27 protein-coding genes and 2 pseudogenes are annotated in these 21169 nt (G+C 60.9%); 13 read left to right on the top strand and 16 right to left on the bottom strand.

The annotated features are described in order from the left end of the window. Window positions 1-43 precede the first annotated feature (43 nt). The gene (locus KZ498_RS23080) at window positions 44-904 is read right to left on the bottom strand and encodes a PGF-pre-PGF domain-containing protein (RefSeq protein WP_312621927.1); all 861 of its coding nucleotides are present in this window, start codon (window positions 902-904) and stop codon (window positions 44-46) included. 500 nt (window positions 905-1404) lie between these two features. On the opposite strand from KZ498_RS23080, the gene KZ498_RS23075 reads away from it, so the two are divergent. Together KZ498_RS23075 and KZ498_RS23070 are read left to right on the top strand one after the other, a co-directional pair. After that, window positions 1405-1740, top strand: a complete 336-nt coding sequence (locus tag KZ498_RS23075; protein ID WP_312621926.1) for a hypothetical protein — start codon at window positions 1405-1407, stop codon at window positions 1738-1740. 15 nt (window positions 1741-1755) lie between these two features. Beyond that, window positions 1756-2184, top strand: a pseudogene (locus KZ498_RS23070) (lysostaphin resistance A-like protein); the annotation flags it as partial. Between the two features lie 153 nt (window positions 2185-2337). Here KZ498_RS23070 and KZ498_RS23065 read toward each other — a convergent pair. Then, a complete protein-coding gene (locus tag KZ498_RS23065) occupies window positions 2338-3207 on the bottom strand; it encodes a type II CAAX endopeptidase family protein (protein WP_312621924.1) in 870 nt (289 codons plus the stop codon). A gap of 285 nt (window positions 3208-3492) precedes the next feature. On the opposite strand from KZ498_RS23065, the gene KZ498_RS23060 reads away from it, so the two are divergent. The 4 genes from KZ498_RS23060 (at window position 3493) to KZ498_RS23045 (ending at window position 6113) form a co-directional block, all read left to right on the top strand. Next, entirely contained in the window at window positions 3493-4353 is an 861-nt protein-coding gene (locus tag KZ498_RS23060) for a type II CAAX endopeptidase family protein (RefSeq protein WP_312621923.1), read from the top strand. A gap of 438 nt (window positions 4354-4791) precedes the next feature. Next, complete coding sequence (locus KZ498_RS23055) at window positions 4792-5058, top strand: bacteriophage holin (RefSeq protein WP_312621921.1); 267 nt, start codon at window positions 4792-4794, stop codon at window positions 5056-5058. A 242-nt stretch (window positions 5059-5300) separates the two neighbouring features. Beyond that, the gene (locus KZ498_RS23050) at window positions 5301-5588 is read left to right on the top strand and encodes a hypothetical protein (RefSeq protein ID WP_312621919.1); all 288 of its coding nucleotides are present in this window, start codon (window positions 5301-5303) and stop codon (window positions 5586-5588) included. 3 nt (window positions 5589-5591) lie between these two features. Beyond that, the gene (locus KZ498_RS23045) at window positions 5592-6113 is read left to right on the top strand and encodes a metalloregulator ArsR/SmtB family transcription factor (RefSeq protein WP_312621917.1); all 522 of its coding nucleotides are present in this window, start codon (window positions 5592-5594) and stop codon (window positions 6111-6113) included. On the opposite strand, the gene KZ498_RS23040 is transcribed toward KZ498_RS23045, so the two are convergent. From KZ498_RS23040 to KZ498_RS23025, 4 genes are all read right to left on the bottom strand, one after another. Continuing rightward, window positions 6110-6652, bottom strand: a complete 543-nt coding sequence (locus tag KZ498_RS23040; RefSeq protein WP_312621916.1) for a hypothetical protein — start codon at window positions 6650-6652, stop codon at window positions 6110-6112. The genes KZ498_RS23045 and KZ498_RS23040 overlap by 4 nt on opposite strands. Next, window positions 6652-6939, bottom strand: a complete 288-nt coding sequence (locus KZ498_RS23035) for a hypothetical protein (RefSeq protein WP_312621914.1) — start codon at window positions 6937-6939, stop codon at window positions 6652-6654. Before KZ498_RS23035 ends, KZ498_RS23040 begins: the two co-directional genes overlap by 1 nt. Next, complete coding sequence (locus tag KZ498_RS23030) at window positions 6923-7462, bottom strand: FAD:protein FMN transferase (protein ID WP_312621913.1); 540 nt, start codon at window positions 7460-7462, stop codon at window positions 6923-6925. The genes KZ498_RS23035 and KZ498_RS23030 overlap by 17 nt, the downstream gene beginning before the upstream one ends. A gap of 195 nt (window positions 7463-7657) precedes the next feature. Further along, a complete protein-coding gene (locus tag KZ498_RS23025) occupies window positions 7658-7819 on the bottom strand; it encodes a hypothetical protein (protein WP_312621912.1) in 162 nt (53 codons plus the stop codon). Here KZ498_RS23025 and KZ498_RS23020 point away from each other — a divergent pair. Next, window positions 7812-8087, top strand: a pseudogene (locus KZ498_RS23020) (site-specific integrase); the annotation flags it as partial. The gene KZ498_RS23025 and the pseudogene KZ498_RS23020 sit on opposite strands and share 8 nt — an antisense overlap. 33 nt (window positions 8088-8120) lie before the next feature. Here the strand turns inward: KZ498_RS23020 and KZ498_RS23015 are convergent. The 3 genes from KZ498_RS23015 to KZ498_RS23005 are packed head-to-tail and all read right to left on the bottom strand — an operon-like array spanning window position 8121 to window position 10966. Next, window positions 8121-8774, bottom strand: coding sequence for a hypothetical protein (locus KZ498_RS23015; RefSeq protein ID WP_312621910.1), 654 nt, complete (start codon window positions 8772-8774; stop codon window positions 8121-8123). 39 nt (window positions 8775-8813) lie between these two features. Then, a complete protein-coding gene (locus KZ498_RS23010) occupies window positions 8814-10739 on the bottom strand; it encodes a cation-translocating P-type ATPase (protein WP_312621908.1) in 1926 nt (641 codons plus the stop codon). An 11-nt stretch (window positions 10740-10750) separates the two neighbouring features. After that, window positions 10751-10966 (bottom strand): heavy metal-associated domain-containing protein, encoded by a 216-nt coding sequence (locus KZ498_RS23005; RefSeq protein WP_312621906.1) that lies wholly within the window; start codon window positions 10964-10966, stop codon window positions 10751-10753. Between the two features lie 186 nt (window positions 10967-11152). Here KZ498_RS23005 and KZ498_RS23000 point away from each other — a divergent pair, with 186 nt between their 5' ends. From KZ498_RS23000 to KZ498_RS22990, 3 genes are all read left to right on the top strand, one after another. After that, on the top strand, window positions 11153-11668 hold the full coding sequence (locus KZ498_RS23000) for a helix-turn-helix domain-containing protein (protein WP_312621905.1): 516 nt from the start codon (window positions 11153-11155) through the stop codon (window positions 11666-11668). Window positions 11669-11821: 153 nt separating this feature from the next. After that, on the top strand, window positions 11822-12127 hold the full coding sequence (locus tag KZ498_RS22995) for a hypothetical protein (protein ID WP_312621904.1): 306 nt from the start codon (window positions 11822-11824) through the stop codon (window positions 12125-12127). A 3-nt stretch (window positions 12128-12130) separates the two neighbouring features. Next, on the top strand, window positions 12131-12652 hold the full coding sequence (locus tag KZ498_RS22990; RefSeq protein WP_312621902.1) for a metalloregulator ArsR/SmtB family transcription factor: 522 nt from the start codon (window positions 12131-12133) through the stop codon (window positions 12650-12652). On the opposite strand, the gene KZ498_RS22985 is transcribed toward KZ498_RS22990, so the two are convergent. From KZ498_RS22985 to KZ498_RS22960, 6 genes are all read right to left on the bottom strand, one after another. Continuing rightward, window positions 12646-13191 carry a hypothetical protein gene (locus tag KZ498_RS22985; protein WP_312621900.1) on the bottom strand — a complete coding sequence of 182 codons (546 nt, stop codon included), beginning with the start codon at window positions 13189-13191 and terminating at the stop codon, window positions 12646-12648. The genes KZ498_RS22990 and KZ498_RS22985 overlap by 7 nt on opposite strands. Next, window positions 13191-13478: a hypothetical protein gene (locus KZ498_RS22980; RefSeq protein ID WP_312621898.1), complete on the bottom strand. Its 288-nt coding sequence runs from the start codon at window positions 13476-13478 to the stop codon at window positions 13191-13193. The genes KZ498_RS22985 and KZ498_RS22980 overlap by 1 nt, the downstream gene beginning before the upstream one ends. Further along, window positions 13462-14328, bottom strand: coding sequence for an FAD:protein FMN transferase (locus KZ498_RS22975; protein WP_312621897.1), 867 nt, complete (start codon window positions 14326-14328; stop codon window positions 13462-13464). Before KZ498_RS22975 ends, KZ498_RS22980 begins: the two co-directional genes overlap by 17 nt. 9 nt (window positions 14329-14337) lie before the next feature. Continuing rightward, window positions 14338-14637, bottom strand: coding sequence for a hypothetical protein (locus tag KZ498_RS22970; protein ID WP_312621895.1), 300 nt, complete (start codon window positions 14635-14637; stop codon window positions 14338-14340). Between the two features lie 271 nt (window positions 14638-14908). Beyond that, complete coding sequence (locus tag KZ498_RS22965; RefSeq protein WP_396276186.1) at window positions 14909-15538, bottom strand: hypothetical protein; 630 nt, start codon at window positions 15536-15538, stop codon at window positions 14909-14911. A 23-nt stretch (window positions 15539-15561) separates the two neighbouring features. Further along, window positions 15562-15933, bottom strand: coding sequence for an SHOCT domain-containing protein (locus tag KZ498_RS22960; RefSeq protein WP_312621892.1), 372 nt, complete (start codon window positions 15931-15933; stop codon window positions 15562-15564). 181 nt (window positions 15934-16114) lie between these two features. On the opposite strand from KZ498_RS22960, the gene KZ498_RS22955 reads away from it, so the two are divergent. From KZ498_RS22955 to KZ498_RS22945, 3 genes are all read left to right on the top strand, one after another. Continuing rightward, a complete protein-coding gene (locus tag KZ498_RS22955; RefSeq protein WP_312621891.1) occupies window positions 16115-17500 on the top strand; it encodes a permease in 1386 nt (461 codons plus the stop codon). A gap of 176 nt (window positions 17501-17676) precedes the next feature. Beyond that, window positions 17677-17874 carry a cation transporter gene (locus tag KZ498_RS22950; RefSeq protein ID WP_312621890.1) on the top strand — a complete coding sequence of 66 codons (198 nt, stop codon included), beginning with the start codon at window positions 17677-17679 and terminating at the stop codon, window positions 17872-17874. A 146-nt stretch (window positions 17875-18020) separates the two neighbouring features. After that, window positions 18021-20303, top strand: a complete 2283-nt coding sequence (locus tag KZ498_RS22945) for a copper-translocating P-type ATPase (RefSeq protein ID WP_312621889.1) — start codon at window positions 18021-18023, stop codon at window positions 20301-20303. Between the two features lie 81 nt (window positions 20304-20384). On the opposite strand, the gene KZ498_RS22940 is transcribed toward KZ498_RS22945, so the two are convergent. After that, the gene (locus KZ498_RS22940; protein ID WP_312621888.1) at window positions 20385-21161 is read right to left on the bottom strand and encodes a hypothetical protein; all 777 of its coding nucleotides are present in this window, start codon (window positions 21159-21161) and stop codon (window positions 20385-20387) included. Between the last annotated feature and the right edge of the window lie 8 nt (window positions 21162-21169).

Here is a 21169-nt window from a genome sequence, read left to right as displayed (position 1 = left end):
GTGGACGTCAGAGCGACTGGAGACGACCGAACGGGATGAACGTTCAGCGACCGCTCGACTCCCACAGGCGAACGACGACGATCAGGAGGGCAACGACGCCGATGACGGGGCCAAATCCGGGCCCATTACCCGTCGTCGGTGTCGAGGTCGACGTAGAGGATGCTGTCGGGGTTCGAGTCTCTGTCGACGTTGGAGTCGGCGTCGGGGATGCCGTTGGTTCTCGAGTTGCCGTCGTGGTCGGGGTGGCCGTCGCTTCGGCTGTCGGGGCGACGGCGAAGACCGAGAGCCCGGGCGACTCCGCGCGGAAGGTCACGTGTGTGGCGTTCCGGTTGACGACACGAGTCCCGAGACGCCTCCACGTCCCATTCCCGGTGTCGTACCGGTGAAGAGCAATCCGTTCGGCGGCGACGTTCCGCTGTTGCAACCGGGTCCGGTTGAGAGCGAACACCATCGAGGCATTGGAGACGTTCTGGCGTGGGAATGCGTGTGTGACGTTGAAGTAGCCGAACGGCGCTGGTCCGGAAAATCGATGGATTCCAGGACTCACGTTGGCCATCGCCCGTACCGTGAACTGGTAGTCTCCACCTCGATTGGTGGTTATCGTCATCTCGTGCATACGGACACCCGTATCGAACGCCCCCGGATCGTACTGGAAACGGACGTGAATTTGCTCGTGTGCGCCGACGTTCTGGACGTGAACTGAGTGGTGGCCGCTCGGGCCTGGACCGACCGAGACGTTGTGACCGCCTCTGTGGCCGTCATCTTCGCCATGCGGGCCGCCCCCATCCGTCCCTCCATTCCCGTGCCGTGCTGCGACACCAGTCGTCAGAATTCCGGGAGCGATTCCGGCGAGAGCGACGGCACACACTACCAGAACGATTACCGCCGGTCGTCGATGCCACATAGTCGTTTGACATTCTGTCGGTTAACCAATAAATACTGCGGCCTCGTCGATGCCGATCTGCGAGGCGATTTCGCGATCCTTGCATGCGCGATCTAGGGGGCGGAGATCATGACGACCGCCGACGAAGTGCCTCACCCGCCGCTTCCGCCCGACGCGTAGACCGGTCATATGATGCTAGTCGAACTCACACTGCCTCATCCGTCGGTGTCCAATCCCACTGCTCGTGGGATCGGGCCAATCGTTTCTTGTCGGTGATCGTGGAAATGTCCCTGTGAGCCACGATCCGGACACGGTATCAGAACGTGATTCCACGGGCGGCGACCCGTTAGTGTTGGACCGGATAGTGCTCGACCTATAGTAGCCATTGAAAATCAATGCACACCCGACCGCACGACTGCAGTGCGGTCGGTGTGTAAATCGTTTCAATTGTTACTATAGAAGCTGTACGGGAAACGTCCTGGGCCACGATCGCTGCCGTCGTGATCGCCGGTGGGGCAGCAGTGACACTGTTCCATCTGACCCTGCCGACGATTTCGGATGTACTCGCCCCGGTGTTCGACGCGACGGGGGGCCTCGTGGGAGTGACACTCCTCGCCAACCTCGCGTTCGTCGTCATTCTCGTCGGTGGAATCGTCCTCCAGTTCGGCAATCTTCGACCACGGGACATCGGACTCGTCTGGGAGAATATCCCCATCGGCATCGGAATCACCGCTGGAACGTGGATACTCATGCAAGTGACCGGTGCCGCGGCACTGATATTCCAGGGCGAGCCGCTCGCGCTCGCCGACTCGCTGACCCGGTTCGGAATGCTCTCTGTTCTCGGTGGTTTCGTCTGACAGGTTCTCGGAAACGCGCTCTACGAGGAGACCGTGTATCGGGCGTTCCTCCTGCCACAGCTCGCGAAGAAGTTCACACGAACGTCCAAGATCGGGTCGCCACGAACCGCGTTCCTCTTGGCACTCCTGGCCTCTCAGACAGTTTTCACACTCGTTCACGTCCCCGGGCGGTTCGCAGCCGGTGTCGAGATTGGGAATCTCCCGATTTTCCTCGCAGCGCCGTTCGTACTCGGTGTGTTGTTCGCACTCATCTATGCTCGAACCGGAAACCTGTTCGTCACGATCGGCCTCCACGCGCTCGTCAACGATCCCGTCCTCCTCGTGGACGCGGGTGGGATCGTGTTGGTTTCACTCCTGCTCGTTGTCCTCGCCATCTTTTTGACCTGGCCGTCACTGATGATGTGGGTCGGAGTCGAAGAATCACGTTCCGAACTGTCGTCGTGAAACTTTGATCTCGACGGATCCGTGCATTCCCGTTCTAGCCCGCTATTCGTCGGCCTAGCGGGAGAACTCTACCGCATCCTCGAGTTCGCTATAACTGTCGAACGACGGTGCCGGCGGGGGACCGTACGGGACGTTACCGGTTGGGGAACGACGTTACCGCTGGCTTCCGGACGGACTGGACGGAACCTCGGCGTCGGCGAGACACTTGGGACCGTAGGCTGCGACGATAGCCAGCGCGGCAAGGAGGAAGACGGCGGCGTAGAGCGCGTTCGGTAGTTCGGTCTGCAGCGCAGCGCCGCCACCAGCAAGGTAGAGGATACCGCCGGTATTCACCGACGCGTGGAGCACTATCGTCAGCAGGACGCTCCCGCCTGTCTCGTTGTAGAGCCAGGTGAACACGACAGAGAGGGAGACGACCGCCAGTCCGTAGTAGTACACCGGGACGCCAGCCTGTGAGGAGCCCGCGACTACGAACAGCGGCAGGTGCCAGGCAAACCAGCCCACGCCGATGAGGAGGCTCGCGACGAGCGCCGAATACGATCGCTGAAGTCGCGGGAGGGCAAACCCACGCCAACCCAGTTCCTCGTTGCCACCGCCGACCAGGAACACCTGAACGAACAGGATCGGATAGAGCATCAACGTGTTCATAGAGGCAGGATCGAACCGTCCGTCGAAGACCACGATGTGGACGGCACTTGCGGTGACGATAGCGACGGCGGGGAAGAGCAACGCGAACGCCCAGTAACGGATAGACACGTTCCACCGGAGGAGCTGGCCTGCCCACTCACGAACGCTCGCACCGATGCCCCACGTAACGAGAGCTGCAGCGACGAGCGGGCCGAACCCCCCGATCATGATGAAGAGCATCGTCTGGATGTCACCTGCCAAGAGCAGGGGTGACCACGTCACCCACCACTCCGCAAAGACCAGTGGAGACCACGCGGTCCACGAGAGGGCGTACGTGAGGATGAAGAACGTTGCCACGGGATGTTCACTGAATTGTCCTCGGATATTGGGGACCATACGGAGATAGTGTTACCACTTCCACATGAACGTTCTTCAGGTTCCTCTTCGCCGAGAACCGACGGTCGTGATCGACGTTGTCGGAGTAATACAGCGACTCGAAGATTGCTCAGCAGTCGCCGGACTCCCCTCACGATAACGATCCATCAGTAGAACTCGTTCAAGACTGCACTCTGGAGTCGCCCGGAGACGTGTACCTGACCGATCGTCGAGAGGTTACTCTGAACCGCGATAGAAGTCATCAATTTATCTTGTCGACAGACAAACATCGCTCGTAATCAGACCGTGCTCCCGCTCCGACACTTCGTCCGCCGGCACCGATTCTCGACGTTCGTCACCCTCACGTTCGTTCTGACGTGGCTCCCGTGGATCACGGTCGCGTGGATGCTGCGGACCGGTCGGCCGCCGATCGTGGCGACGCTCGTCCTGATCGGCGGCTTCGGGCCGTTCCTCGCGGCCGTACTCGTCGCCGCCGCCGGCGGTGACCTCCGGTCGTGGCTCGGAAACCTCGTCGACGTCAGCGCTCCGCTGAGTGTCTGGACGGCTGCCGTACTGGTTCCGGTCGCGCTCTATGTACTCGCGCTCGGCGTGCTCTTGCTCTTCGGTGGCGGGTTCGACCGTGCGAACGTCCTGCCGGCAGCCGCGGTTCCAGCCGTCGTTTTCGCGACGCTCATCAGAGGCGGACTCGAGGAACCCGGCTGGCGCGGGCTGGCACTCCCGGTTCTCCAGCGGTCTATCGGCGCGTTCTGGGCGAGCATTGCCATCGGAGTGATCTGGGCACTCTGGCACGTGCCGCTGTTCTTGATGCCCGGAAGCTCACAGGCGGGAACGCCGTTCTGGTTGTACGCGCCGGTCGTCGTTGGCATCAGCGTCATCGCATCGTGGCTCTACAACGCCGCTGGCGGACGCGTATTGATTCCGGTCGGCTTTCACACGCTCTCGAACGCTGTATCCGTCACGACTGCCACCGGTGTGGTCGGTGACGAAGTCGTCTCACAGGTCGGCCTCCTGGTCGCCGTCTGGGCGGTCGTGGCGATCCTCGTCTGGCAGTATGGGACCGAACGGCTCGCCTCGAAACCGCTACCCGACGGAGGCCTCGACTTCGTTGCGCCTGATGAGTCGAGAGGACTGAATGCCCCGGAGTGACGCCTCGGTGTCCGTTCTTGTACATGATTCTTTCAGACTGTGGTCGACCAGCTGGGGGGTAGCCGTGTGTTCCAGCTGTGTCTGCATCTAATATAGCCGTTCGCAGCGAATGTAGGGCTCTTCCCACGAAATTCACACACTAACCGTAGTCACAGGGTGAAACGCTCGGCTCTATCGAGATTCTTTGTTACTATTGTTGAACGTAATCCCCTCGCATCTCCCATCTTTCGACGATGTCGATGGAGCGTCCGTCACCGCTGGACATAGAGACCGAGTTACGCTATCAGAACACGCAGCCAATGTGATGTCCTCGATCCGAACTGCTCGAACCATTTCGTTGAACGGCGCTCAAACAGCTCTGGTGGAACACGCGATGACGGCCGATGGAGGTGCTGACCCTCCTCATCCTATATGTGTGCTGAACGTGTACAATTGGGTATGACTCAGTCAGGTAGGCTTGATGCTAAAGCGCTCGCGAAAGCATGGGCTGTGTTCTGGTCCGGCCTAGTCGTTTTCGTCGGCATTGCTTCCCGGTTCGGCTGGGGGACACGTTGGGAAGCGCTTTTTGAAGACATCTACCCGGGATACAATCAGAGCGCTTCAGGCCTCGTCATTGGCGGTGCCTTCGCCTTTCTCGACGGAATTGTCGACGCGTACGTCGTAGCGCGGTTATACAACCGATTCGCCGCAGATCCCGAATCCTGAACCGATCGAGAATCCGCTTATACTTCGGTGAGCAGGCCGCGTAGGACGTAATGCAAGATGCCTCCGCTCTCGACGTACCGGACCGCCGCAGGGGTCCCGACCTGTGCGGTTACCGGGATCTTAGAACTCTATTCGATTGGATTCGATGGTTGAACGCCAATCGTTTTCCCCGGTACCTTCTTCAGTCGAATTGTATCGATCGCCGAGCACGCCGCATCGGCCGTGTGCACAGATAGCAACGTATGCCACTCGCTCAACTCCTCGAACAGTACGTCAGTCTCGGTATCTTCGTCCTCGCTGCAGGGCTCAGCGTCCTCAGCTTCCTTGCGTGGCGACGGGAACGTGATGGTCGCATGCGAATCGTCACGCTCGGATACGCGATGTTCGCCGTCTACGGACTCATCGTGTTTCTCGAGTATCCGCTGCTCCCGTACATCCCGTACGCGACGCTGGAATTACTCGAACACGGGAGTGCAATCCTGATCCTCGGTGGCCTCCTGGCCTTCTTCGTCGCTCTCACGCGGGACTGAGCAATGTCGGACACGGACCTCGAACTGGCCTCCAGGCGAGCGATCTACCAGCGGATAGCCGACACGCCGGGGGTTCATTTCCGGGCGCTCCTCGACGACCTCGAGTACGCGCAAGGAACACTCCAGTATCACCTCCGGTGGCTCGCCGACGAGGGGATCGTCGAGGTTTCGGATGATGGCAAGTACACGCGGTACTACCCGGCCGCCGAGTTCGGCGAAGCCGATCGGGTAGTGATGAACGCGTTGCGACGGGAGTACAGTCGCCGCATCCTCGCACACCTGCTCACGGACGGCCCACTCTCGACGACCGAACTGAGTGACCGCCTCGACAAGGCACAATCGACCGTCTCGTGGCACCTCTCGAAGCTCGCCGAGACCGACCTCGTGACGAAAGAGCGCGACGGCCGGAGCGTCGTCTACGAGGTCAGCGATCCTGACCGGGTCAAGTACCTCTACACGATTCACCGGCGCTCGTTCACCGACAAAGTCGTCGACCGTATTCTGGGCCTCTGGGACAGTTACTAACTCGGGGTCGCGCTCGACGGTATCCCTCGAAGCACCAGCAGGCGCAACAGGAGCACGTATACGAGAAACGCCACCGAGGGGCCCAGCAGGGGACGGACGAGTTCCGTCAGATCAGTCCCGATTGCGGCCGCGTGAATCGTCCCGAAGGCGAACCCGGCGTACGCGAACGAGTGGACGACGCGTGGCCCCCACGGGCGCTGGAAGCGTTTTGCGTCGGTGAAGCCCAGTACCGCGACGACGAGCATGAGCAGCGCCCCCACGCCGACGGCGAGGCCGCCGAGGAAGTACGGTATCGAGTACGCCGGTGCCGGGACCTGTCCGGAGACGACGAACCAGGCGTCAAGGACGCCGAGCCCCGCGTGTAGCAGCGTGACGATCATCGCGAACACGGACAGTTCGATGTGGACACGTCGGGCGGCCTCGTGGAGCACGCCGAACGACTCGGTGTTGTAGAGGATGCCCGTGAGAACTGCCAGATACAGTGATGGATACGTGACGAGCGCGGCACCGCGGTCGAGATACCAGACGATCGCCGACATCACGAGGCCCCCGTGGTCGCCACGACATCGGGACACCCGTCCGAGTCCTGGAAGCCATTCGTTGTCTCCGGTCGCGTTGGACACCGATCGGCGGAGTCGTCGATCCCATCGCCGTCGTAATCGGCTGGTGTCTGTCTCGTCGAAACCGTCTGACTGACCAGGTCACTCTGTTTCTCTTCGGTCGCCTGGGTGGCACGGACGTCGCCGATCTGCCAGAGGACTGGCACGGCCACGACCAGGACGACGATCGCGACGACGGTGATCCGCTGTTTATGCGTCCATGACATGTGTGTCGAACCTCTCGGTCGTATGAAAGACGCCGTCGTGGATGATGAGTGCCTCAAGCCCCTCCCACTCCGCTGCTAATTCGCGTGCCTCGGCGAGTGGAAGCGCAGCCAACGTCGTCGCCAGGGCATCAGCTTCCATGCAGTCTCGGCGCGCGACGACAGTAACGGACTCGTGACGAGGGCCGAGCGATTCCGTGGTCGGATCGTAGACGTGGTTGCTGAACCGGCCGACATCGAACGGTTGCTCCCCACTGCCATGGTGGTAGATGAGCGTTGGATACTCCGCTCCGAGCCATCGCCAGGGTAGATACGCCGCTTCGAACTCTCCTAACGGGGTGTCGACCACGACGTCGTGTCGACCAGCAGTACTTGGATCGCCAAGATCGTCGATCGGTGGCGTCGTCTCCGTGCTGACCTCAACGAGCGGTGGCGAATCGATGGAGTGCGCGAAGAACTTCGTACCACCCAGGAAGAGGGAACTAAGTCGGATCGTCGCAATATCAAGGAGTTCGTGTCGATTCATCGGTGTGGATCGTCAGTCCCGGTATGTGCCGCTCCCGATCTCGAGTTCGCCGTCCGTGAGGATCCAGCCTGACTGAGGACCACGGAGTTCGACCCGGGACCACTCGCGGTACTCGTTACCGGTCCAGCCCCCAGAGAACCACTCGTTGCGACCGTCGAGTTGTGTGGAGATGTAGACGGTCGCTTCCTCGCTTGTCTAGTAGTCGGCGTACACCCGGCCCTCGTACTCGAAACAGCGGTGTGTCGCCGAGTCCCCGGTAAAACAGTCAACCTGGGTCCGGTCGGCCTGCGGGGCGAGCAGCGGTTCGTCGTCAAACGGGTCGGCGGTGTCGATCGGCTCGTCGGCGACGTCGATCACGACGGACGGCGCACGGTCGATTCTGCAGCGGCTCTCGGAGACCGCAGAGATTGATATCGACCATCCGAAGCACGATTATCTTGCTCCGCACGGTGGTCGACGCGGGATGGGTGAGGTCCTCGTCCGCGCGTTCGGGTACACGGTCGCAGCCCGATATCTCGACAATTCGGAGGAGATGGTTCGCGAGCGGTATTCGCATATCGAGGCCGGAGAGCTAGGTGATGTTGCCACAGAAGCGCTTGAGGAGATCGACAGTATACCGCGATAAATTCCTTTCGAGTATAGTGGTACACCGCTGCGTTCACACCGCTTCGATAGTGAACAGCGAGTCGTCGGAGAGGATTTTCTGGACGCGGCCGTGCCAGGCCTTCGCGAACAGTTCGCGGTCCTCCTCGCTGGCCGTCCCGTCGATGATCTGCTGAAGGTTGCCGAGTGCCGGTCCGCCATTCGGCACATCGCTGATATGGTAGGCCACCTCGACGGTCGCGCCCGTATCCGTTCGGTGGAAGCGGAACGTCGGTGCTGCGCTGTCGGGCTCGAAGGCGTCGAAGGTCAGCATGTTCTGACGGTCACCGTGGCCACCACCGAGGCCGCCGAAGCCGTCCTCCTGCGCTGCGCCGGTCACGTACGAGATGAGCCGACTCATGACGCCGTAGGTGGTATCGTCGCGCGGCCCTGCCGCACGAACTTCGATCTCGCTTCGGACCGGATGGCCGTCGGGATACAGCGCATCGAGACCCACCTGTACGATTCGATAGGCGCCGGATGCGGTCGGACAGGAGTGCCCTGCCGCCTTCACTACGTCCTCGTAGGTGACGACGAACGGCTCGCCAGGTTCGAGGACTGCAAGCGCCTCCGCAACGGGGTCGCGGATACGGATCGGTTCGACATCGTATTCGACGGTCCAGTGTTCTTCAGTACGGTTCGTGTCTGTCGGGTTCGTGGTTTCTGACATTGGTCGTGGATTCTCGCGTGTAGTTGTGGCTCTGTGCTGTTAGTAGCGCAGCAGGCGCATGCCGTTGAGGATGACTGCGAGGACGCTGGCCTCGTGGACGAGCATACCTAGCGCGAGCGTGACGTAGCTCGTCAGTACGCCGGCCAGCAGCAGGCTCACGGTCAGCACTGCGAGGCCGACGTTCTCGTAGATGTTCCACCGGGTGGCTTTGCTCAGCGTCACCGCGTAAGGGATGCGCTCCAGGTCGTCGGCCATCAGTGCCATATCGGCCGTTTCGATGGCCGTGTCCGTCCCGGCAGCGCCCATGGCGATGCCAACGTCGGCGGTCGCCAGCGAGGGCGCGTCGTTGATGCCGTCGCCAACCATCGCTACGACGTGGCCGTTCTCGCGGTACTCTTCGATGGCCGCCTGCTTGTCTTCAGGGAGCAGTTCCGCGCGGTAGTCGTCGATGCCGACCTCCTCAGCCACCGCGGCCGCGACGAGCTCGTTGTCGCCGGTCAGCATCACCGTCTCGATACCGGCATCCTGGAGCTCCTGGACGACGCCGGCAGCCGCCTCCCGTAGTTCGTCACGCATAGCGATAGCGCCGATGACGACATCATCACGGACGACATGGACGACAGTCTCGCCGCGTTCCTCACGCTTGCGGACGTAGTCGGCGACCTTGTCGGGAACGTCGATCCCGCGTTCATCGAGCAGTTTTCGATTGCCGACGACGACTTCGCGGCCGTCGTGGTGGGCGGTGACGCCCTTCCCGGCGACCACCTCGAAATCGTCCGGGTCAGGGAGCGACCGCGCGTTCGTGGGTTCTGAACCGTCATCCGGCCGGATCGTCGTCCTCCCGCCATCGGTCACGGGGTCCTGCCGGTTCTGCACCGCCTCGAGGATGGCGTCACCGAGGTGGTGCTCGCTCTTCTTCTCGGCGATGGCTGCAAGTTCCAGCACATCGCCGGCTTCGGCGTCGAACCCGGCAACGCCGGCGACGGTGGTCTCGCCTTTCGTGAGCGTGCCCGTCTTGTCGAACGCGACGAGGTCGATTTTGCCGGCCCGTTCGAGATGTTCGCCGCCCTTCATCAAGACGCCGGAGCGTGCGGCGTTGCCAATGGCGGAGACGATGCTGACCGGTGGCCCGATCACCAGCGCGCCCGGACACCCGATGACGAGAAGGGTTAGTGACAGAATCTCGTTCTGCGTGACCGCGTAGGCCCCGATGGACAGCGCGATCACGCCTGGCGTGTAGTATTTGGCGAACCGGTCGATGAGGCTCTCGGTCGGTGACTGCGCCTCCTGGGCCTTTTCGACGCGCTGGATGATCCGCTGGAGCGTCGTATCCGTCCCGGAGCCGGTCGTCCGCACTTCCAGGGAACCTTCCTGGTTGATCGTGCCGGCGTAGACTTCGTCGCCGTCGACCTTGTGGACGGGGGCGCTCTCGCCGGTCACCGGCGCTTGGTTGACGGCGCTTTCTCCCTCGACGACCTCCCCGTCCACGGGAATCTTTTCGCCGGGTTTGACAATGACGATCTCGCCGTCTTCGACCTCACGGGCCGGCACCTCTCGTTGCTCGCCGTCACGGCGCACGGTGGCCGTGTCGGGCGTCATCTCCAGCAATTCTTCCAGGGCGTTGCGCGTTTTGCGCATTGTCCGCCCTTCGAGGTACGATCCCAGTGCGAACAGGAAGACCACTGCTGCGGCTTCCCAGTACGAGCCGATGACAATTGCGCCGACAGCGGCCAGCGTCACGAGCGTCTTGATGCCGAGTGTCCGGCTTGTGACCTCGTGGTAGGCGGTTTTGGCGATGTCGTAGCCGCCGACGATCGCTGCGAGGATCAAGATTGCGGCGCTCGCCGTGTCGAAGGCGGAGACGTAGCCGAGCGTCCAACCGCCGGCGTACAGCAGGCCGCTCACCACGACGATGATGGCCTTCCGGTGTTTGCGATAGTACTGTTTGACTGATTGGGTATCCATGGCTTTCCTCCTCAGGCGGGCTGGGGCGTGTAGCCTTGGTTTTCGATGGTCTGTTCGAACGTGGTGGGATCGGTAACGTTGTCGTCGTACTCAATCTCGACCCGGCCAGTCGTGTAGTGAACTTCAACATTTTCGACGCCGTCCTGATTCGCAAGGGCGCGTTCGACGGTACTGGCACAGCTCGGACAGTCGAAGTCCATCACGCGGAGTTGCGTTGTTTCGCTCATCACAGTTCTACGTAGTGCCCATACCCACTAAAGTATTTTTTAGATGACATGTTCGAATATAGATACGGGATGTTTGAACGGACAAACGAGTTATCTAGAGCTTTGACAGGTTACCGAAGGCGGGCATCAGGTGGAGTCCGTGCGATGGTCGCCACTACTTAGCCTGTACACGCTGTCGGTTCACATATGAGCACGTCCGACCACGAACTCGCGGATATCGCCGTTCGAGATACGCGGGTCTCCGATGCGATTGATGAACCGATGCGAGCGATGATCCTCGATATTCTGGCCGAGGAGGCCCTGACCGCGACCGAGGTCCACGAACGCCTAGAGGATCGCGGTGTCGAGCGGACGGAGAACACGGTTCGACACCACATCAACGAGCTCCGAGACGCGGGCCTCGTCGACGTCGTTCGCTTCGAGGAGGGGCGCGGCGGGACGACGAAGTACTATCACGCAAACACGATCGTCCTCTCGTACTCACTACCGGATTCGGCCGACGACGCCGTCGAGGAGATGATCGACGCCGTCCAGCCCCAGATTACGGACGCACTCACCACGCTCACGGAGGAGTACGACAACGCGATCGAGGAGATCGTCGCGGATATGCAGCCCTGCGAACACTGCCGGACCCAGAAATACGAGACGTACGTCCTCCTGACCGTCCTGCGGCGTGCGTTCGTCCGTTCGTACCGAAACTAAGAACCACCAGCTACTGCCCTTTGGCGGTCCGTCCGACGAAAGACGACCGAACGAACGTAAATTCGACGATTGGACGCCAACCGTTTTCCCCGAACCTTCCCCACTTTGGGAATGGGACCACTACACTGTGTTCGCCCACCCGGTGGGAACTCTATGCAATCGGCACAACTCCTCGAACTCGCACAGCTCCTCGAACAGTATGTCAGCCTCGGCGTCTTCCTGGTAGCTGCCGTACTCGGCGCGTTCAGTTACCGCGCGTGGCGCCGCGAGCGTGACCCGCGAATGCGGATCATTGCAGTCGGATACGGTATGTTCGGCCTCTACGGGCTCATCGTATTCCTCGAATACATCTTGATCCCGTACCTCCCCTACGCGACCCTCGAACTGCTCGAACACGCCAGTGCGCTCCTCATTCTGGGCGGCCTGCTGACATTCTTTGTCGCCCTTACCAGAACGTGAGCAATGTCGGAGCCAGATCTGGAGTTGGCGTCCCGCCGGGCGATCTACCAGAACGTCGCCGACAATCCAGGTGTTCACTTCCGCCAGCTCCTTGACGAACTCGAGTACGCGCAGGGGACGCTCCAGTACCAGCTCCGGTGGCTCGTAGAGGAAGGGCTCATAGAGGTGTCCGACGATGGTCAGTATACCCGCTACTACCCGGCCGCTGAGTTCAACGAGGACGATCAGACCGTAATGAACGCCCTCCGGCGCGAGTACAGCCGTCGGATCCTCGCCCATCTCCTCGCGGATGGGCCGCTCACGACGAGCGAACTGAGCGAGCGCCTGGACAAAGCCCAGTCGACAGTCTCCTGGCATCTCTCGAACCTTGCTGATGCCGGCCTCGTCACAAAAGAGCGGGATGGCCGGCGCGTCATCTACGAAGTTACCGACGCGGACCGCGTCACGTATCTCTACACGATACACCGTCAGTCGTTCACGGACCGCGTGGTCGACCGGCTATTGGACCTCTGGGAGGGTTATTGAGCGGATGCCCCGACCGTAATCGTTCCACGGAGCACGAACAGCCGTAACAGGAGCACGTACACGAGAAACATGATCGTCGGCCCGAGGAGTGGGACGATGAGGCCCGCCAGATCGGTGCCGACGGCGGCCGCATGAAGCGTGGCGAATACGAACCCGCCGTAGGCGAACGCGTGAACAACCCGAGGCCCCCACGGCTGGCCGAATCGCGTCGCATCCGTGAATCCAAGCACAGCGACGACGAGCAGCAGTAGTGCTCCGACACCGACGGCGCCCCCTCCGAGGAAGTATGACAGCGAGTACGCCGGTGCCGGAGCTTGGCCGGTGACGACGAACCAGGTGTCGAGGAGTCCAAGGCCAGCGTGGAGGAGGGTGACGACCATCGCAAACACCGAGAGTTCGACATGAACGCGTTGTGCCGCCCGGTAGAGAATACCGAACGATTCGGTATTGTAGAGAATACCGGTGAGAACTGCGAGATACAATGCCGGATATGCGATCAGCGCAGCGCCGCGGTCGAGAAGCCAGACGACTTCGGACATCACGAGGCCCCCGTCGTTGCGACGACATCAGGACAGCCATCCCCGTCCTGGAAGTTGTTCTCTGTCTCTGGCCGCGTTGGACACTGGTCCTGTGAGTCGGGGATACTGTCCCCGTCGTAGTCGTCAGGTGCTTGGCGCGTTGCGACAGTCTGGTTGACGAGGTTTGCCTGTTTTTGCTCGGTCGCCTGTGTCGCCCGGACGTCCCCGATCTGCCAGAGAAGGGGGACCGCGACGACCAACAGGAGGAGTGCGGCGATCGTGATGCGTTGTTTACGCGTCCAAGACATGGGTGTCAAAGCCGTCTGTCGGGTGGAAGACGCCGTCGTGAACGATGAGTGCCTCAAGACCATCCCAGTTGTCTGCGAGTGCTTTGGCCTCCTCGAGCGGAAGTGCAGCGAGCGTCGTCGCAAGTGCATCCGCTTCCATACAGTCCCGCTCAGCGAGGACAGTCACCGATTCGTGTCGGGAGCCGAATCGCTCGGTCGCAGGATCGTAGATGTGGTCAGTACCGGCACGTTCGCGGCGATAGTTTCCGGAGGTGGCAACGGCCCAGTCCGTCTTGAGGATCTTGAGCGGCTTCGTGTCACCGTATGGACTTTCGACGGCGATTGGCCCGACTGGGGGCGACATATCGCCACCGCCGCTGACGAAGCCACGTCGGCCGAGTCCAGCGAGCGTCTCTGCTGCACGATCGACGATGTATCCCTTTGCGATACCGTTGAGATCAAGAGGGACCTCGGTACTGACGTGGTAACCGCTGATACTGATCATCCCGGTATCGAACGTTTCTGGGACGGCGTCATCGTCCCCTCGTAGATACGCCTTGAGCGAGTGCTCGACACGGCCCTGGTGAATGTCGAAGACGTTCTCGGTTCGGTCGTAGTATTCGAGTCCACGATGCACGAGGCGAGCGACGTGTTCGTTCTCGACTGCGCCCTGGCTGTTGAGTCGACCGACTGCGCTATCGGCATCGAACGCGTTTAGCTCGTCTTCAAGGTCCTTGACCGTGCACCGGGCGGCGTCCGCCGCAGCAGCGGCGCGGATTCCCTTCACTTCGATGTGAAACGACGTATCACAACACCGAAAATCACGGTGCGTGGCTCCTACTCGTTCGTATGCTGTTTCGAGACCGGCCATCCTCTGTACTTACTCCTCCTCGTCTTCTTCGTGCTCCTCTTCGTACTCTTCGTCCTCATGTTCCTCGTACTCTTCTTCGTGGTCCTCGTCGTACCCGGACTGTGTCTGCACAGCGGGGGTAAAGTCCTGATTGGGCGTGGGAGCGTCAGCTCCGACCTGCTGGGGTCCGTTAGTGTCGTCGCTGACGGGATCGGCCGCCTGTCCGAGGCCGAGGCCAGGGAACGCGAGCCCCCCAGCGACGAGTGTGGTTAGCAGTGCACCGACGAGGGTGAATGCGACGAGTCGGTTGTTCGGAACGGGAAGGCGCATTGTTTGCAATCGAGCAGAGACACACGGTTGTAAAGTGCATTTGCGTCCAGCTATCGAATCGTCGTACAGTCATCGAATAGTCTGGTTGATTGAGTTTGATATCATTTTCTCCCACTCCCAAAAAACTGAAATTTACTGCTCCCGAACATAACGAAGAGATGGCACATTTCGTGATGTCCAGGAGATTTGAGATCGGTAAATGGCACGCGCCTTGAGCCACCGACGACTGTAGTCCGTGAATGCGCACCTGTGGAGGGGCGATGATAGTCGATTATACTGTTCGACGATATCCCTGATAGGCTGCTGGCAATCCGAGGGGGAGTGCCAGGAGCCCGAATCCGATCAGAGCGTATACGGCTCCCTGCCAGCGTCTCACGGCTTGGACTGTCGCGACGACGCCGACGAACGCAATCAGATAGGCAAGATCACTCCAGAGCACGTCGTAGGTCGAACAGTACAGCCAGCAAACGAACGTGTAGGCCGGGGCGTTCCAGGTTGGGGGATGGAGTTTCGCCCAGAAGAACCGGCAGTACGTGGTCCAGCCTAGCATTGCCAGGGTCGACAACCCGACGAGCCATACCGGTGCCCCACGGCTCCTGTCGCCGTATCGCCGGTATCCGGCGAGGAAGAGTGCGGGGAAGCAGAAAACCCACAGCCAGATGCCGATAGTGTAGGTCACCGGCCAGTGCTCGATCCGGGGCTGTGCAATCGGTAATCGTAGAGACTCGGGCAGCGTCGCCCACGGGAACGAGGGGTCGGGGACTGGATTCGTGAGAAACGGCACCAGACAGAGGACAGTCCCGACGAGTAGTCCGTACAGACCCAGCGACGTGTATCGGTCAAGCCACGCTGGAAGCTGCGGACGCGTCGACTGTTGACGGCGGTCGGAGAATCTGATCATCGTTCAAGTTTGCTGGACGGGAATCAGGGATCTCGTTCGAGTGCTTCGAGTCGCTGTTCGTATTCCTCATCGGTCATCTCACCGCGGGCGTAGGCGAGCCGGAGCTCCTCGAGGGCTTGGTCTGAGCTACCTTCACTTCCCGTAATCGCACGGTAGATGAGGTAACCACCGCCGACGAGGGCGGCGAGGAACAGTAACTGCATCACGATGCCGACGATGAACATCCAGCCAGGCATCGTCCCGTCGCCCCACATATGACCGCCCCACATCCCGCCCATCATTGGGCCGAACCCCATCATCCCGAAGCCCATGAAGAGCAGCGGGAAGATGACGAACGCCACGATGATAACGAGGAGGAGCGTGACAAGTCGCGTATCGTCTGAATTTGTAGGCATATTGCATTCCCTCCGTGAGTTTGGGTCTCAAGTACTACTACGTCCTGACTATTCAATGCGGTTGTGCCTTTGATTTGTACGTTCTAACCGCTCGTATTCTTTGGAATTCCCACTTCCCACGGCCTTGGGCCGAACTATCTGAAGGAAAACTGCAATAGATGATCCCGTCGAAATGACACCTATGGTGGCGACGATGATCGATGGTATCATTGAAGCCCTACGCATCGGAGTCGGCTTTCTCTGGACGGCAGCGTGGGCGATCATCATGGGGCTCACGGTTACGAGCCTCGTCCAGGTCTACGTCTCCAAGGAGCGAATGGCACAAGTGCTGGGCGATGGTAACCTGGGCGGGCTCACCAAGGCAACCGCGTTCGGGGCGGCAAGTAGCGGGTGCAGTTTCGGCGCCGTCGCCATTGGGAAGGGACTGTTCAAGAAGGGGGCGCACGCGGTGAACTTCTTCGCATTCATGTTCGCGTCGACGAACCTCATCGTCGAACTGGGACTGATGATCCTGATTCTACTGGGTTGGGAGTTCCTCCTCGCGGAACTGCTCGGCGGCCTCATCCTCATCGCCGTAATGGCCGTCCTCGTCCACCTCACACTGCCAGAGAACCTCTTCGACGAGGTCCGGGAGGCGCTCAACGAACGCGACCGTGAGTCAGGCGTCACCGAGGACCCGACCTGCGGGATGGAGGGCAGCGACGAGTACACCCTCACCACAGACGGCGGCGAGACGCTAGAGTTCTGCTCGGAGGGCTGTATGGAGACCTACCGCCAGGAGACGTCGAGTCGTGGCGGGTGGCGTGACGAGTTGTTGTCGTGGGGTGGCTGGTACAAAGTCGGGAATCAGTACCGCAAGGAGTGGTCGATGATTTGGAAAGACGTTATCGCTGGCTTCCTCATCTCCGGGTTCGTCATCGTCTTCGTCCCCCAGTGGGTCTGGAACACTCTGTTCATCCAGGGCGACGGGCTTCTCGTGACCGCCGAGAACGCGATTATGGGTGTCGCCATCGCCGTCATCAGCTTCGTCGGGAGCATGGGCAACGTCCCGTTCGCCGTCGCGCTCTGGGGCGGCGGCATCAGCTTCGCCGGCGTCATCGCGTTCGTCTACGCCGACCTCATTACAATTCCCGTGTTGAACGTCTACCGGAAGTACTACGGCTGGAAGGTCATGCTGTACATTCTCGGCGTCTTCTTCGTGACGATGGCGTTCACGGGCTTCCTCATGGAGTTGCTGTTCGACGCCTTCGGCATCGTCCCCGATTTAGCCGGTGGCGAGACGGCGACCGAACAGACGTACTTCGAACTAAACTACACATTCTACCTCAACCTCATCGCGTTCGTGCTCTCCGGATTCCTGCTGTATGTTTATCGTCGCGGTCTCGGTGCGCCCGGCCAGTACCGCGACCCCGTCTGTGGAATGCGGATCGACGACAGCGAGCCAGCGGCGACGCACGACGGCGAGACGTACTACTTCTGCTCGCAGACCTGCAAGGAGACGTTCGAAGAGGACCCTGACGAATACGCCACAGGGCATCCGATGGTGATGGAGGGGCACGATCACTAACGGACGTCTGAAGGCTCCCATACTCCAGCTAAACATCCTTGATCTCGATAGTTGGCGATCCGGAGGGTGATTTCGTTATAGCTGGATGGAACTTCGAATCCAAAGTTTCCCCTAGAGTATATCACCATGATCGAAGGGGAAATCCGCTAAAGAGAGGGGACCGTATGTACCCCTGTATGACGACGACCATCACCGTGGAAGGAATGTCGTGCGGTCACTGTGAGCAGACGGTCGAAGAGGCCCTTGAAGAGGTCTCTGGCGTGACTGCCGTGACCGTCGACAGGGAGGGCGAACAGGCAAGTGTCGACGGTGAGGCAGAGGTTACGGCCCTCGTGGAGGCCGTCGAAGACGCAGGGTACACCGCTCACGCCTGAGTATCGTGATCTGCGGATAGCATGGACAGCTTCGAGACCTCGGCCATCCGTTGTCTTTGAAGATTACCTACGCTGGCCCTGCTGTACGGTTTCAGGGGCGAAGATTCAGGAAGCCGGCGGATCCAGCTCTAAAGAGCATATGATCTATGGACGATCACAAAGATACAACTGAGAATTCCCCGGGAGGAGAGGACCAGCAGGACACCAGCAGTCACCAGCATGAACACGGCGAGCACGATGAAGCGGTCGCTGAGTCTGACGAGCAACGGGTAGAACAGGAGTTACTGGAGGACGAGGCTCACCCTGCTGCGGCGGAGGGTGAGGCGCTCCACGAGCAGCACGACCACGCCGGCCACGAGGGCGAAGGACACGGCCACGGTTCCCACGAGGGACACGGTGAGGGACATGGCGGGATGCACGAAGGCCACGAGCAGATGTTCCGGCGGCGCTTTTTCGTTTCGATACTCCTGTCGATTCCCGTCCTCCTGTACAGCGAAATGCTCCAGGAGTGGCTCGGGTTCTCCGTCCCAGCCTTCCCGGGGAGTGAATGGATCAACCCCGTCTTCGCGGTCATCGTCTTCGCGTACGGTGGGATTCCGTTCCTTCAGATGGCGGTACCGGAGCTGAAAGACCGGGCGCCGGGGATGATGACGCTGATCTCGATGGCGATCACCGTCGCGTTCGTCTACAGCCTCGCGAGCGTGGTTTTCCCGGCGCAGTCGGCGTTCTTCTGGGAGCTCGTGACGCTCATCGACATCATGCTGCTCGGCCACTGGATCGAGATGCGGTCGGTGCGGCGGGCCTCGAGCGCCGTCGACGAGCTGGCGAAACTGATGCCCGACACGGCGGAACGACTCACCGAGGACGGCGAGACCGAAGAGGTCCCTGTCAGTGAACTCTCCGAGGGCGACCTCGTGCTCGTCCGGCCGGGCGCGAGCGTGCCCGCCGACGGCGTCGTCGAGGAAGGCGATTCGGACGTCAACGAGGCGATGATCACGGGTGAGTCCAAGCCCGTCTCGAAGGAGCCTGGCGACGAGGTCATCGGCGGCACCATCAACGGCGACGGCAGTCTCCGCGTCCGTGTTGGCGCGACGGGCGAGGAGACGACGCTCGCGGGCATTATGCGGCTCGTCGAGGAAGCCCAGCAGAGCAAGTCGAAGACCCAGGTGCTGGCCGACCGCGCGGCTGGCTGGCTGTTCTACGTCGCCCTCAGCGCGGCAGTCGTGACCGCACTCGCGTGGACAGTCGCAGTCTCGTTCAACGCGACGGTCATCGAGCGCGTCGTGACGGTGCTCGTCATCGCCTGCCCACACGCCCTTGGACTTGCCATCCCCCTCGTGGTCGCGATCAACACCTCCCTGGCGGCGCGCAACGGGATGCTCGTCCGCGACCGGATCGCGATGGAGGACGCGCGGAATCTGGACGCCATCATCTTCGACAAGACGGGAACGCTCACCGAAGGCGAGCACGGCGTCGTCGATATGGCGACCGTCGACGGCGTCGACGAGGACTATGCGCTCGCACTGGCGGCAGCTGTCGAGAGCGATTCCGAACATATGATCGCGCGAGCCATCCGCGAGGCAGCTGACGAGCGTGATCTCAATGCCCCTGACGCGTCCAGCTTCGAGGCAATCAAAGGACGAGGGGTCCGCGCGAACGTCGACGGCAACGAGGTGTACGTCGGCGGCCCGAACCTATTGACCCAACTCGACAGCGGGAGGCCTGACCACCTCCAGCACTTCGCTGACAAGGCCGGACAGAACGCCCAGACCGTGGTGTACCTTGTTCGCGATGGAGACCTGATCGCCGCCTTCGCGATGGCCGATGTGATCCGCGAGGAGAGTTTCCGCGTCGTCGACGCCCTGCATGATCTGGGGATCGAGGTGGCGATGCTGACTGGCGACTCCCAGGACGTCGCCGACGCCGTCGCTGACGAACTGAGCATCGACACGGTGTTCGCAGAGGTTCTCCCCGAAGACAAAGACGAGAAAGTCCAGGAGCTCCAGGACCAGGGCAAGCTCGTGGGGATGGTCGGTGACGGCGTCAACGACGCGCCGGCGCTGACGCGGGCCGACGTCGGTATCGCCATCGGGAGCGGTACCGACGTCGCCGTCCAGTCGGCGGACGTCATCCTCGTCCAGAACAACCCGATGGATGTCGTTCGACTGGTCAAGCTGAGCAAGGCGAGCTACCGGAAGATGCAGGAGAACATTGTCTGGGCAGCGGGGTACAACGTCTTCGCGATTCCGCTTGCAGCAGGCGTGTTGGCACCAATCGGGATTCTGCTGTCTCCCGCCGTAGGAGCGCTCCTGATGTCGCTGAGTACGGTCATCGTCGCGATCAACGCACAGCTGCTTCGGCGCGTGGACCTGTCCATTCCCGAGCTCCCAAGTGCGACTCCGCCTACTGACGCTCAACCCGCTGACTGAAGATTGCTCTCTCGCTGCTCACATCGGATGAATTCTTTCGGGTGGACAACGGTTCTGGAATCGGAATGCCCGTTTTAAACCCTAGAAGATCCCCAGAATGAATCCAATACCCATCACGATGAGGATTGTCGCCGTGAACGCTGGCAGGTACTCGGCATAATCTTCAAGCCGGTCCTCGTAGCGCTGGTAGCCAGCCACGAGCACCAGCGTCACACCGACGAGTGACGTAATGACGGCCAGCGAGTAGACGAGCATCAGTTCGAGGCAATAGGTCGAGCCGGTGCAGATCGCAATAATATCGAACTCCTCGTTGTGGGTGAATCCGAGGGCGAACGCAAGGGCTGCCATCCCGTAGAGCCCACGATCGGAGGTCTCCTCAAGATCGTCGTGAGAGTGGGAATAGCCGGACTGGCTTACGAACGGAACTATCCGCCGAGCCCGAGCGATCCATCCTTGGGTATCGTCGTCGACGTGGGCATGACCGTGGTCGTGGGCGTGATCGTGGTGCTCGTGGTGGTCACTATGGTCGTCATCGTGATTTGACGTGGTGTGGTCGTGCCCACTGACGTATTGCCAGATTCCGAGGACGATGAGTAGCGTCCCGGCAACGTAGTTCATCCAGGGAATCTGGGTGAGGCCGAAATACGAGAGCGCCCAGAAGTAGACGACCACCATTGCAATACTACTGATGAGATGTCCAATCCCAAGAATGAGGCTCGATGCAGTCCCGGAGACCCATTTGTTCGGTTTGTCGAGCGCGTAGCTCGCTGCAATTGCCCATCCGTGGCCCGGCGCGAGACCGTGCGTGAGACCGAGGGCAGTTGCCCCGAGTGCGAGTGCGAACACTCCGTTGGCCATCTACTCGA

Origin of the sequence: Haloarcula sp. 1CSR25-25, from assembly GCF_032027985.1 — an archaeon.
Taxonomy (GTDB): domain Archaea; phylum Halobacteriota; class Halobacteria; order Halobacteriales; family Haloarculaceae; genus Haloarcula.
The sequence above is the reverse complement of the archived record's forward strand: the minus strand, read 5'-3'. Positions and strand labels throughout refer to the sequence as shown.

Coding starts and splice junctions, on each gene's coding strand:
- KZ498_RS23080 (WP_312621927.1), bottom strand. CDS start 904: ATGTGGCATCGACGACCGGCGGTAATCGTTCTGGTAGTGTGTGCCGTC.
- KZ498_RS23065 (WP_312621924.1), bottom strand. CDS start 3,207: ATGGTCCCCAATATCCGAGGACAATTCAGTGAACATCCCGTGGCAACG.
- KZ498_RS23055 (WP_312621921.1), top strand. CDS start 4,792: ATGACTCAGTCAGGTAGGCTTGATGCTAAAGCGCTCGCGAAAGCATGG.
- KZ498_RS23050 (WP_312621919.1), top strand. CDS start 5,301: ATGCCACTCGCTCAACTCCTCGAACAGTACGTCAGTCTCGGTATCTTC.
- KZ498_RS23045 (WP_312621917.1), top strand. CDS start 5,592: ATGTCGGACACGGACCTCGAACTGGCCTCCAGGCGAGCGATCTACCAG.
- KZ498_RS23040 (WP_312621916.1), bottom strand. CDS start 6,652: ATGTCGGCGATCGTCTGGTATCTCGACCGCGGTGCCGCGCTCGTCACG.
- KZ498_RS23035 (WP_312621914.1), bottom strand. CDS start 6,939: ATGTCATGGACGCATAAACAGCGGATCACCGTCGTCGCGATCGTCGTC.
- KZ498_RS23030 (WP_312621913.1), bottom strand. CDS start 7,462: ATGAATCGACACGAACTCCTTGATATTGCGACGATCCGACTTAGTTCC.
- KZ498_RS23015 (WP_312621910.1), bottom strand. CDS start 8,774: ATGTCAGAAACCACGAACCCGACAGACACGAACCGTACTGAAGAACAC.
- KZ498_RS23010 (WP_312621908.1), bottom strand. CDS start 10,739: ATGGATACCCAATCAGTCAAACAGTACTATCGCAAACACCGGAAGGCC.
- KZ498_RS23005 (WP_312621906.1), bottom strand. CDS start 10,966: ATGAGCGAAACAACGCAACTCCGCGTGATGGACTTCGACTGTCCGAGC.
- KZ498_RS23000 (WP_312621905.1), top strand. CDS start 11,153: ATGAGCACGTCCGACCACGAACTCGCGGATATCGCCGTTCGAGATACG.
- KZ498_RS22995 (WP_312621904.1), top strand. CDS start 11,822: ATGCAATCGGCACAACTCCTCGAACTCGCACAGCTCCTCGAACAGTAT.
- KZ498_RS22990 (WP_312621902.1), top strand. CDS start 12,131: ATGTCGGAGCCAGATCTGGAGTTGGCGTCCCGCCGGGCGATCTACCAG.
- KZ498_RS22985 (WP_312621900.1), bottom strand. CDS start 13,191: ATGTCCGAAGTCGTCTGGCTTCTCGACCGCGGCGCTGCGCTGATCGCA.
- KZ498_RS22980 (WP_312621898.1), bottom strand. CDS start 13,478: ATGTCTTGGACGCGTAAACAACGCATCACGATCGCCGCACTCCTCCTG.
- KZ498_RS22975 (WP_312621897.1), bottom strand. CDS start 14,328: ATGGCCGGTCTCGAAACAGCATACGAACGAGTAGGAGCCACGCACCGT.
- KZ498_RS22970 (WP_312621895.1), bottom strand. CDS start 14,637: ATGCGCCTTCCCGTTCCGAACAACCGACTCGTCGCATTCACCCTCGTC.
- KZ498_RS22965 (WP_396276186.1), bottom strand. CDS start 15,538: ATGATCAGATTCTCCGACCGCCGTCAACAGTCGACGCGTCCGCAGCTT.
- KZ498_RS22960 (WP_312621892.1), bottom strand. CDS start 15,933: ATGCCTACAAATTCAGACGATACGCGACTTGTCACGCTCCTCCTCGTT.
- KZ498_RS22955 (WP_312621891.1), top strand. CDS start 16,115: ATGGTGGCGACGATGATCGATGGTATCATTGAAGCCCTACGCATCGGA.
- KZ498_RS22950 (WP_312621890.1), top strand. CDS start 17,677: ATGACGACGACCATCACCGTGGAAGGAATGTCGTGCGGTCACTGTGAG.
- KZ498_RS22945 (WP_312621889.1), top strand. CDS start 18,021: ATGGACGATCACAAAGATACAACTGAGAATTCCCCGGGAGGAGAGGAC.
- KZ498_RS22940 (WP_312621888.1), bottom strand. CDS start 21,161: ATGGCCAACGGAGTGTTCGCACTCGCACTCGGGGCAACTGCCCTCGGT.